At 33.5% G+C, this 10,697-nt stretch carries 10 protein-coding genes; 1 reads left to right on the plus strand and 9 read right to left on the minus strand.

Translation table 11 applies throughout. From position 1 onward, the window contains the following. Positions 1-477: 477 nt before the first annotated feature. The 9 genes from nrdD to H8909_RS13340 form a co-directional block, all read right to left on the minus strand. Positions 478-2,646, minus strand: a complete 2,169-nt coding sequence (gene nrdD / locus H8909_RS11610) for an anaerobic ribonucleoside-triphosphate reductase (protein WP_006504557.1) — start codon at positions 2,644-2,646, stop codon at positions 478-480. Positions 2,647-2,929: 283 nt separating this feature from the next. Further along, complete coding sequence (locus H8909_RS11615) at positions 2,930-4,366, minus strand: 6-phospho-beta-glucosidase (RefSeq protein WP_187012949.1); 1,437 nt, start codon at positions 4,364-4,366, stop codon at positions 2,930-2,932. After that, entirely contained in the window at positions 4,363-5,133 is a 771-nt protein-coding gene (locus H8909_RS11620) for an HD domain-containing protein (protein ID WP_187012950.1), read from the minus strand. The genes H8909_RS11615 and H8909_RS11620 overlap by 4 nt, the downstream gene beginning before the upstream one ends. After that, positions 5,126-5,887, minus strand: coding sequence for a type I 3-dehydroquinate dehydratase (gene aroD / locus H8909_RS11625; RefSeq protein WP_187012951.1), 762 nt, complete (start codon positions 5,885-5,887; stop codon positions 5,126-5,128). Before aroD ends, H8909_RS11620 begins: the two co-directional genes overlap by 8 nt. Beyond that, positions 5,865-6,551 carry an alpha/beta fold hydrolase gene (locus tag H8909_RS11630; protein WP_187012952.1) on the minus strand — a complete coding sequence of 229 codons (687 nt, stop codon included), beginning with the start codon at positions 6,549-6,551 and terminating at the stop codon, positions 5,865-5,867. The genes aroD and H8909_RS11630 overlap by 23 nt, the downstream gene beginning before the upstream one ends. Positions 6,552-6,712: 161 nt before the next feature. After that, positions 6,713-7,015, minus strand: coding sequence for a winged helix-turn-helix transcriptional regulator (locus H8909_RS11635; RefSeq protein ID WP_187012953.1), 303 nt, complete (start codon positions 7,013-7,015; stop codon positions 6,713-6,715). Positions 7,016-7,116: 101 nt separating this feature from the next. After that, positions 7,117-8,055 (minus strand): RNA-guided endonuclease InsQ/TnpB family protein, encoded by a 939-nt coding sequence (locus H8909_RS11640; RefSeq protein ID WP_202985966.1) that lies wholly within the window; start codon positions 8,053-8,055, stop codon positions 7,117-7,119. 29 nt (positions 8,056-8,084) lie between these two features. After that, entirely contained in the window at positions 8,085-8,423 is a 339-nt protein-coding gene (locus tag H8909_RS13335; RefSeq protein WP_202985967.1) for a hypothetical protein, read from the minus strand. Between the two features lie 86 nt (positions 8,424-8,509). Further along, the gene (locus H8909_RS13340; protein ID WP_202985968.1) at positions 8,510-8,794 is read right to left on the minus strand and encodes an AlbA family DNA-binding domain-containing protein; all 285 of its coding nucleotides are present in this window, start codon (positions 8,792-8,794) and stop codon (positions 8,510-8,512) included. A 300-nt stretch (positions 8,795-9,094) separates the two neighbouring features. On the opposite strand from H8909_RS13340, the gene H8909_RS11650 reads away from it, so the two are divergent. Beyond that, positions 9,095-10,558: a L,D-transpeptidase family protein gene (locus H8909_RS11650; protein ID WP_117459006.1), complete on the plus strand. Its 1,464-nt coding sequence runs from the start codon at positions 9,095-9,097 to the stop codon at positions 10,556-10,558. Positions 10,559-10,697 lie beyond the last annotated feature (139 nt).

A 10,697-nucleotide genomic window follows, 5' to 3' on the forward strand; every position in this document is an offset into this window, starting at 1 on the left:
TCATCGATATTACCTCCGGCAAGATAATATCAATAAAATGAAAAAGGACAAAATAATTATGTAGGTTTTCCAACATTCTTATGTTGTCTTTTACCTACATTTTTATTTTATCCTTAGCACATTTGAATACCCATAATCAACAGGTAACGATTTAAGAGAAATGTAGAGCAGTAATATTCAGGATATATACTATCTGTCTATGACTGATAGGAAATGATTTCTGTAGGTATTTCTTGATTTTATCCATAACAGTCTTTCCCATCTTTCTATGGTTAAACCTATACTCCTGTTCATTTAGGAATAAAGGCATCTCTCTTTTAGTTATTCCATGATATATCCCAGTAATACTACTTTTAATATTACCGATTATTATATGAGCTCTAAACATAGTAAATAAGCGAAAAATCACCACCCATTTACATAAAAAGAGATAACCAGTCATGGTTATCTCTTAAGACCTTAATGATACAAGGCTTTCTAGTTATTTTCCTGATATACTCTATTGTCTAAATGTACAAAGCGTTCTTTGATTTCCTGTGTACGTCCCTTATTCCAGAAGTTATCACCAAGATAACCACATGTTCTACGACATACATTTAAAGTCTTATGGTTTCTATTACCACAGTTAGGACAATACCATTCATTATTTTCATCTAATAAGATTTCTCCAGAGAAACCACATTCCTGACAATAGTCAGACTTAGTATTGATTTCAGCATACTGGATTGTTTCATACATATAGTTAATTAATTCTTTCATGGCATCAAAGTTATTTGTCATATTAGTCACTTCTACATAACTAATAGCTCCTCCAGAAGAGATTTTCTGGAACTTCGCTTCAAAGCCTAATTTAGAGAATGCATCAATATGTTCTCTTACATTGACATGATAAGAGTTAGTAATATAGTCTTTATCTGTTACACCAGGTACGACTCCAAATCTCTTCTTTAATGCACGTGCTAATGTATAAGTAGTAGATTCTGCAGGAGTGCCATATAAGGCAAATCCTAAACCTGTATCCTTCTTCCACTTATCACATGTATTTCTTAATTTCTGCATAATTTCAAGAGCTAATGCATCGCCTTCTTCAGTAGTATGAGACTGACCAATTAATGCCACTACACATTCATATAAACCAATATAGCCTAATGATAATGTAGAATAACAAGTATCTAATAATGAATCAATCTTTTCTCCTGGTTTTAATCTTGCGATGGCACCATACTGCCAATGAATTGGAGAAATATCTGAAGGAGTACCCTTTAAGCTTTCGTGTCTTAACATCAATGCTTCATAACATAAATCTAAACGTTCATCTAGAATCTTCCAGAATGAATCCATATTCTTGTTAGCTGATAAACCAACATCAGTTAAGTTAAGTGTAACTACACCCTGGTTAAAACGACCATACCACTGATATTCACCTTTTTCATTCTTCCATGGAGATAAGAATGAACGACATCCCATACAAGGGAATACTTGTCCTTCATAGTTTTCTCTCATGATCTTTGCGCTGATGAAATCAGGCATCATACGCTTAGATACACACTTAACCGCTAAATCTGTTAAATAACGATACTGTGAATCATCAGGTACATTATTATCATCTAATACATAAAGTAATTTAGGGAATGCTGGAGTGACATAAGCACCCACAGGATTCTTCATACCGATATATCTCTGTTTTAAGATTTCTTCAATTAATAAAGCTGTTTCTTCAATATAGTCTGGTTCTTCTCTTAAATACATGAAAATAGATAAGAATGGAGCCTGACCATTAGTTGTAGAGAATGTATTGATCTGATACTGGATAGTCTGTACACCCGCTTTGATTTCTTCATGAAGACGAGACTTTGCGATCTTTTCAATCTGTTCTTCTGTATAATCAATACCCACTTCTTTGCCTTCTTTTCTTACAGCCTTTAAGTGTTTCTTATATGATACACGTACATAAGGTGCTAAATGAGAGATAGAGATTGTCTGTCCTCCATACTGACCATTAGCAACCTGCTGAACAATCTGAGTTGCAACAGTACATGCTGTCTGTAAAGACTTAGGTGTTTCAATCAATTTATCATTAATAACTGTGCCATTCGCAAACATATCCTTTAAGTTTACTAGATCGCAGTTATGCATCTTCTGGATATAGTAATCCATATCATGGAAATGAATAATACCATCATCATGTGCCTGTACAATCTTTGGTGGTAATAATAAACGGCGGCAATAGTCTCTAGAGAATTCACCAGCAATTAAGTCTCTCTGAGTCGCTAATACAGTCGCATCTTTATTAGAGTTTTCATCCATTGCTTCTTTATTAGTCTGATTGACAATACCATAAATCGCATTATCAATTGTATTAGTTTCTCTCTGGAACTCTCTTACCTTACGATAGCCTTCATAAGCCTTGGCAGTTAGTACTTCTCCCTTTTCAATTAATTTTTCAAAAACCTGTCCTTCAATACGATAAATGCTGATAGATGCTGCTCCACTTGATTTATGCCAGTCTTCAATTTCATGTGAGATCTTAGATGCAATTTCAGGTTTCACAATACCGCTGCCATAGCGCATAGCCTTTAAAATCGCATTTTCAATCTTACTTCCATCAAAAGCTACCTTTGAGCCATCTCTCTTGATTACCTCCATGTTATTTACCCTCCTCATAAGAAAATCTATTAGGATGAAATACCTAATAGATTTTTTTCTAATTCTATATTAGTCTAAATTAGTTGCACATGCAACTAATATGCTTGAGATAAAAAAATATCTCATCAATAATTTATTAACATGAAAAAATGTTGAATTTATCAACGTTTTTTCAATTATTGATAAACATCAAGAATGTTTACCCTTAAACAGTATAAAAACCCACGAGCCTAATGTCAAGCATTTCTCATGGGTTTCTTTTTTTCGCAATGTTGAGGGCGAATTAACCTAAATCTTCACCATTGCTTGCAACAACTTTCTTATACCAGTCAAATGAATCTTTCTTACTTCTTTCTAGTGTACCGCTTCCATCGTTGTTACGATCTACATAGATAAAGCCATAACGTTTCTTCATTTCACCTGTAGTAAAAGAGACACAGTCAATGCATCCCCATGGGGTATAACCCATTAAGTCTACACCATCAATTTCTACAGCTTTCTTCATCTGTTCAATATGTGCTCTTAAGTAATCTACACGATATGGGTCATGACAGCTGCCATCTTCTTCCTTCTTATCAATCGCACCAAAACCATTTTCTACAATAAATAATGGTTTTTCATATCTTTCATACATCTGATTCAAAGCATAACGTAAACCTTCTGGATCAATAGCCCATCCCCAGTCAGATACTTTAATGAATGGGTTAGCCACAGAATGTTCACTAGATCCATCTAAAGATTTAGAAACATCTTTATGTGCTGTAGAGTCTACAGTATTAGTCATGTAATAAGAGAATCCGATATAATCTACTGTACCTGCGGCTAAAGCTTTTTTATCTTCTTCAGTGATATCTAAGTTAAAGCCTTTGTTTTCAAACATCTTTAATGCATAACGTGGATAATGACCACGGCACTGCACATCACAGAAGAACCATCTCTGATGCATCATTTCAGTGGATAATACCATATCTGCTGGACGGCAAGAGAATGGATAAATAGGAACCATCGCAATCATATTACCAATTAAGAAGTTAGGATTAATTTCATGGCCAATCTTCACTGCCTTTGCACTGGCTACTAATTCATAATGACCACACTGATACATTGCTTCTTCTGGATTATCATAGTTTCCAAAATGAGCACCACTGTTAGTCCATCCGAAAATATCATTCTTATAGTTCATCTGGTTGTTGATTTCATTGAAAGTCATCCAATATTTAACTTTATCTTTATATCTCTTGAAACATACTTCTGCGAACTTTACAAAGAAATCAATAGTCTTTCTGTTCATGAATCCGCCATATTCCTTAGCAAGATGATAAGGCATTTCAAAGTGAGATAATGTGATGACTGGTTCAATACCATATTTTAATAATTCATCAAATACATCATCATAGAACTGTAAACCTTCTTCATCAGGCTGTTCTTCATCACCTAATGGGAAGATTCTTGTCCAAGCAATAGATGTTCTAAAGCATTTAAAGCCCATTTCTGCGAATAGCTTGATATCTTCCTTGTAATGATGATAGAAATCAATACCGATGTGGTTTGGATAATATAATCCTTCCTTTACTCCATCAGTAATCACACGTGGTGTTGATACGTTTCCGCCTGTCATTACATCAGCAACACTTAAACCTTTAGTAGTGTCTAATACACCACCTTCAAACTGGTGAGCCGCTAAAGCACCACCCCATAGGAAATCCTTTGGTAAACTCATACGCATCCTCCTTTAATATACTCTAGTGCGCATTTTTCTAGCGCTCGATATTTCTTTAATATCTCTAGGTCTTCTATTTTTATTTTATCAAAACTTCTTTCAATATAATGATTTTTTTCAATATATGATTTACTTTCATCAAAATAAAGATCAAATATAAAAGCAATATAAGAAATCCACATGTCTAAATGTGTTTTTCTTGTAGGAGCATAAATAAGTTGATGTTTACAGAACTGTTGATAGACTTCATCAGTTATAGATTCTTTTCCTGCTTCCTCATAAGTAACACCTAGTAATACTATATCCTTTTCTACATCTTTAACACGAAAATGATCTAATTTATCTGCATCTCTAATCATATGTATGTAAAAGAGTTCTTCTTCACTAAAGCCTTCTTCTACTTTGTATTTATTATGCTGTTCTATAGCATTTTTAATAATTGTGTCATATGTATCTTCTTCTATGAACTCTCTAATAAGTCCCTCTTCAAATAATATATGTGAAGAATACATTGCATGATCCACTGTTTCTCTATCCAAGAAAGAATGATAAACACGAAACTGTTCAAAACGGCCTATATCATGTAATAGGCCGATTAATAGACATAAGTCTTTTTCTTCAGTTTTTTCTTTCATATCACATAGTTCACCCATAACATCCATTACTTTATAAGAATGCACATATTTAAGATGAATATGTGGGATAGAGAGATCATAACGATTGACATAATTATCAAATGCCTTTTTCGCATGTTCTAAATTAATCATGTAGAACCTCTAATACTTTTTTCAAATCATCAAGAGGAACCTGTCCTGGTGCACTCACATCCTTAGCTGTCGCAAAGGTCATACATGAACCAAAGTATTCCCCCATCATACGTGACAAGCGTCCTAGTTTACCCATGGACATAGTAATAATAGGCCTTCCCAAGCGCTGACTTGAATAAAGAGTGGCTTCTAAAAGTGTTAATAGGTCTTCTTTACTTTCTGGCATAACAGCAAGTTTAGGTAAATCAGCCCCTAATATTTCCATCTTTTCGAGTGTTTCCTGCATATCTTCTCTTGAAGGTGTTTCATCAAAATGATGTTCACTCATAATAACATGAACACCTTTCTTATGTGCATACTGAACAAGCTCCATCACAGATTCATATCCCTGTGATAACTCAATATCTACTAGATCTACATATGCATCACAGATTTCTTTAATACAATGTATATACTCTAGAGAAGTAAGTTCTCCTTCTCCTCCTTCACTCACAGTACGGATTGTACCTAATACAAGTTTATCTGTATGTTTCTTAATTTCTTCTAATGCATCTGTCAAATGTCCTTCTTTTAATCCTTCATAGAAATCAAGTCTAATTTCTACTACATCATAATCTAAATCCTTATAAGAATCTAAAGTATCAATAATATCTTCTTTAGTTGTATCTACAATAGGAAGACAAATCTTAGGTGTTCCTTCTCCAAATACAACATTCTTTATATCTAATACATTATGCTTCGTGATGACAGGCATATAAAAACCCCCTTATTTCTCTTAATGTTTTATCATATTGATCACCTAATAAGAAATGTGGTGAACCCTTAATCACCTTATGTACACAATAAGGCAATGATGACTGAATAAATGTGAAATCAGAATCCTTGATTACATCATGTTCACCAGATAGTAATAAAGCTGGAATCTTAAGTTCTGATAAGTAATCCGCAGTAAAATGTGGCTCTTTTGTCATAAACGAAATGAGCTTAAAACGTGTTCTTGATCTCTTATCATATATACAGAATATTGGCAATAAGAGTAATGTCATATACATATGGAGTCGATAATACCATTTAATACCTTGAGGAGTGGCATTAGGTGAAAGAAGTGCCATATGTTTTAAACGGTCATCTTTTCCTGCAAGTGTAAGTGCGATATTCGCACCATCACTAAAGCCAATGACATCATATGCTACTAAATCTAATTCATTTGCGACATCCATCACATCCTGAGCCATACGATCTAGTGTTAAAGGACCACTCTTAATAGATTTACCATGATAACGTGAATCCATTGCGATTAATTGATAATCATTTTCTAAATCCTTGATTAATTGATCATATATTTTTCTATTTTCCTGATTACCATGTAATAAGATAATCGGATAACCATTTCCATGTACTTCATAATATATTTTCATAGCATTACCTCACTTTGATCTCATTATAACACATATTAAATAACTGTGAAAAAAAGCGACTTGTTAATGTATTTAACAGTCACTCTCATCACAAATCAAAATAACATCGATATATACAATGTTTTTCTAATATCATACAGTGCAGAAAATGTAGTAATATATTATTTCTTCACTATCCATTTACCACTTCTATTAGAGCCTTCTCTTTCTACTAACCCATTTAAACGCAAATATTGAATGATGTTTTGAATCTGTTTTCTAGATAGATTAAACTCTTCCATTAGCTTAACCTGTGTTACAAAAGGATTTTCTCTCATTCTATTAAGTATCTCCAACCTTCTTTCAGTTCCTTTTTTGGCACCTTTTGCATCAACTTTGACTCCTTTTTCCTCAATTTCGGCTCCTTTCAGCCCAATTTTGGCTCCTTTCAGCCCAATTTTGGCTCCTTTTGACTCCTGTTTCATAAATGCTTCATGTGTGAACTACCCATCACCTAAAGGTAATGGGCTTCAGAGAGCCTAACGGCTCTTTTTAAGAAGTTTGACATTTAAGTTTCCACCTATTGCTAGGCAATCCTTATTCTTACAGGCGTGTCCACCTCGCCTCTACTGTATAGCCCCACAAGGGACACAACATTACTTTTACGCAAAATATTTAATGCACCATTTACATCAGCATTAAGACATTTACCATTTAAACATTGATACATACCTCTATGTATTCGCTTTCCACTAAATGTATAGCTTTGTGGGTTGTCGTTATTGTAAATAGGAATATCATCCTTATCCCAAAACGATGCTTTTGAAGTATAGCTTTCTTCCTGCTTTACAAAGACAATGCCATTAATCTCACAAAGGTACTCTAGCTTAAAACGAAGTTGTCCATAAGGTATATTTACAAATGTCTGATTATTGGCTTTACCAATACTACTGTTCTTCTGGAAAGTTTCATTATAGCCAACTACAAGTGTTCCAATATCATTATTGATGCAATAATCTATGATTGTGCGTGCAATCTTGTTCATATAATCATTAATCTTATTATTCCTGCTGCGAGTATTGGCTTTTTGTTTATTGGTAGGTCTTTTTCCAATATTTTGTTTATCTTTTACAGACTGTAAATGTGCATTTTGCTTATTGTACCACTGATTTATGGATTTAAGTCGCTTACCATCAATGATGAATGTCTTGCCATTACTTGATACCGCTGTTACAAGATTATTAATACCAAGGTCAATTGCCAGTGCATTATTTATATTTAAGTTTCTTTGAATACATTCAGATTCATAGATATATTGAATTTCAAAAAACCTAGGGTTTGCTTTCGGTATGATACGGATTTCCCTAACTTTCTTATCAAGTAATGTGGGTGGGATGGTAATCTCTACACATTTATGTGTTTTCTTGTAAGCATTTGAATATGGTAAAATCAGTTTATTACCACTAAGTCTTACAAAACCTATGACAAGCGTAGTATATCCATCTTTTGGAAGATAGTTTGGCAAACGACAATCCTTAAAAGCATACTTGCCTTTTACGGTAAAAATTTATCCGGTTGTGCACAGAAAAACATTAACCCTACATTCTTAGGTTTAACGTATTCCGGAAGTATACTAATAATATTCATATCACTACATAATTCAGTGAAATCTCCAGTTATTGATTTTTCATATAGTGAACTTCCTATTTCTCTCAGATAATTCTGAATCAAAGTTATATTCAGATCAGTTATTTCTGCTTGATGATTTACTCTATCATCAAACGGCACCCTATTTGCTAGATTAAATAAATCCTTTTCTTCATCATCAGATGGTGCCACAGTGTTTGAAGCTTTACGAATGTAATGTATTCTCTCTTTATTATTTCTCTCCATCGTCTTTGGCGATGAGTATGGTCTATTATCACCACCTGGACACCATATTACAATAAAATACTTACCTTGATATTTTTCAACACTAATTATCGGTGTATAAGACGGTCTAAGAAGTTTGCATTTCGCAAAAATATTTTCTGGAAAGAATCTAATTTTTCAGGTGGTACTCCCTTTAGCGGATAAATGGGTCTTCCATTAACCTCTTGCACTCCAATAATAATATATCCACCGCCCCAATTATCAAGATCATTCGCAAATGCACATATAGTTTTCAAAGATGCTGCTGGATCCCAAGTTTGTTTCAATTCAATTCTTGCCCATTCAACAACATCGCCAGATAATAATGTTTTAATACTTGTTGGTATTGCCATATAGTCACATCCTCCATACTATTTAATACTCCAATATTTGAAGAATTGCTTATTTAAGAGAGACTATTTTCGAATCACCTACACACATTTCTGTACATTCTTTGTCACTACACACAACGTACTAATAATCACACCTCACTATTTATAAAATATTTATTCACAAATAAATAAGTTAAAACTAACTTCTTTTGTACAAGTTGTGTATTTTTAAGTCATTTCACAAATCTTGATTTACCTTTTTACAAATGTTTGCTATAATCAATGAATTAGAAGGGGTAGTATAAGGGAGAGAAAGATAACATGACAAATATGCAGAAAAGAAATAAGATTATTGTAATTATTGTATCTGTACTCGTGATTCTTGGATTATCAGTATTCCTCTATATTCATCATATGGGTACAGCTTATAGTGATCGCTTCTTACCTTCTACTTATATTAATAATGTAAATGTAGGTAAGTTAAGTGTTGCAGATGCAGAAAAGAAGATTGCTGAAAATCAGTTAAACTACACTTTAGAAATGAAGTTTAGAAATAAGACTACCGAAACTATTTCAGCAAAAGAAATTGACATGAGTTATGTTCCTGATGGAAAAGTTGAGGCTTTATTGAAGAAACAGGATTCATTTACATGGTTCAAGAACTACTTATTTAATCACAAAGGAAATAAGAAAACTATTCAGACTAAGACTTCTTATGATGAAAATAAGTTAAAGGATGTTCTTTATAGCAAGAATCAGTTAAAGGATGAAAACCAGACAGCGCCTACAGATGCACGTATGAAGTATGAGAATGGTTCATTTACTGTACAAAAGGAAAAAGCTGGAAATAGTTTAAATAAAGAGACTGTTTATGAAGCTGTGAATAAAGCTGTTGGTCTTCAGAAAACTAGTTTAAATGTTGCTAAAGTAAAGGATGCATATAAGATCCCTGGAAAAACAACTGAAACTGTTAAATCTGAAGCTGAAACATTAAAGAAATATTTAAAGACTTCTATTACTTATGAACTACCTAACAATCAGAGTGAAGTCTTAAATAGTGAAAAGATGTTAACATGGCTTGTTAAGAATGAAGATGGTACTTATAGCTATAACGAAGAAATCTGGAATAAACGTATGAAGAGCTTTGTTTATACACTTGCAACTAAAGCCAATACTGTTGGTAAGACACATACATTTAATGCAACAGGTTTAGGCGTAAGAACTGTAAGTGGTGGTACTTATGGTTATAAGATGAATCAGACAGAAGAAATCGCAAAGATTAAAGAAGAATTAAATGCTGGTAAGGCTGTTAAGAGAGCTCCTGCTTATAGTGCTAAAGAACAGTCTACTGAGAATTATGGTCTTGGTGGTAATTATGTTGAAGTTGACTTATCTCGTCAGCATCTATGGATTTATAAGAATGGTCAGTGTGTTCTTCAGTCAGATTGTGTATCAGGTAAGATGACAAATGATCGTTATACTCCAGCTGGTACATATTATATTTATTCTAAAGAACGTAATAGAGTATTAAGGGGTACTAAGGATCCTGTTACAGGTAAGTATCCTTATGAATCTCCTGTAAGTTATTGGATGCCATTCAATAGAGGTATTGGTTTCCATGATGCAAACTGGAGATCTAGTTTTGGTGGTAATCTTTATGTGTCTGGTGGTTCACACGGATGTGTTAACCTTCCAGTAAGTTTTGCAGGTACTATGTACAATACTATTACAACTGGTATGCCAGTAGTCATTTACTACTCACAGGGCTATACATTAAATGGATAAAAAAATGAGTTATACACAAATGAACCGCCCCTGTCAAGTAGACAGGTGAAATAATTAAAAACATGTACCCTTGCCTGCCACGTAGTGGCAGGCAATTTTTTTATGCATAATGTGTCGCCTTATATTTCTGTATCGCCTT

It is taken from the genome of Catenibacterium faecis (assembly GCF_014306455.1).
Classification (GTDB): Bacteria; Bacillota_I; Bacilli_A; order Erysipelotrichales; family Coprobacillaceae; genus Catenibacterium; species Catenibacterium mitsuoka_A.

What these genes read in the sequence shown, in the direction of transcription:
- nrdD (WP_006504557.1), bottom strand. Translation starts at nt 2,646, where the DNA reads ATGGAGGTAATCAAGAGAGATGGCTCAAAGGTAGCTTTTGATGGAAGT.
- H8909_RS11615 (WP_187012949.1), bottom strand. Translation starts at nt 4,366, where the DNA reads ATGAGTTTACCAAAGGATTTCCTATGGGGTGGTGCTTTAGCGGCTCAC.
- H8909_RS11620 (WP_187012950.1), bottom strand. Translation starts at nt 5,133, where the DNA reads ATGATTAATTTAGAACATGCGAAAAAGGCATTTGATAATTATGTCAAT.
- aroD (WP_187012951.1), bottom strand. Translation starts at nt 5,887, where the DNA reads ATGCCTGTCATCACGAAGCATAATGTATTAGATATAAAGAATGTTGTA.
- H8909_RS11630 (WP_187012952.1), bottom strand. Translation starts at nt 6,551, where the DNA reads ATGAAAATATATTATGAAGTACATGGAAATGGTTATCCGATTATCTTA.
- H8909_RS11635 (WP_187012953.1), bottom strand. Translation starts at nt 7,015, where the DNA reads ATGAAACAGGAGTCAAAAGGAGCCAAAATTGGGCTGAAAGGAGCCAAA.
- H8909_RS13335 (WP_202985967.1), bottom strand. Translation starts at nt 8,423, where the DNA reads ATGGAGAGAAATAATAAAGAGAGAATACATTACATTCGTAAAGCTTCA.
- H8909_RS13340 (WP_202985968.1), bottom strand. Translation starts at nt 8,794, where the DNA reads ATGGCAATACCAACAAGTATTAAAACATTATTATCTGGCGATGTTGTT.
- H8909_RS11650 (WP_117459006.1), top strand. Translation starts at nt 9,095, where the DNA reads ATGACAAATATGCAGAAAAGAAATAAGATTATTGTAATTATTGTATCT.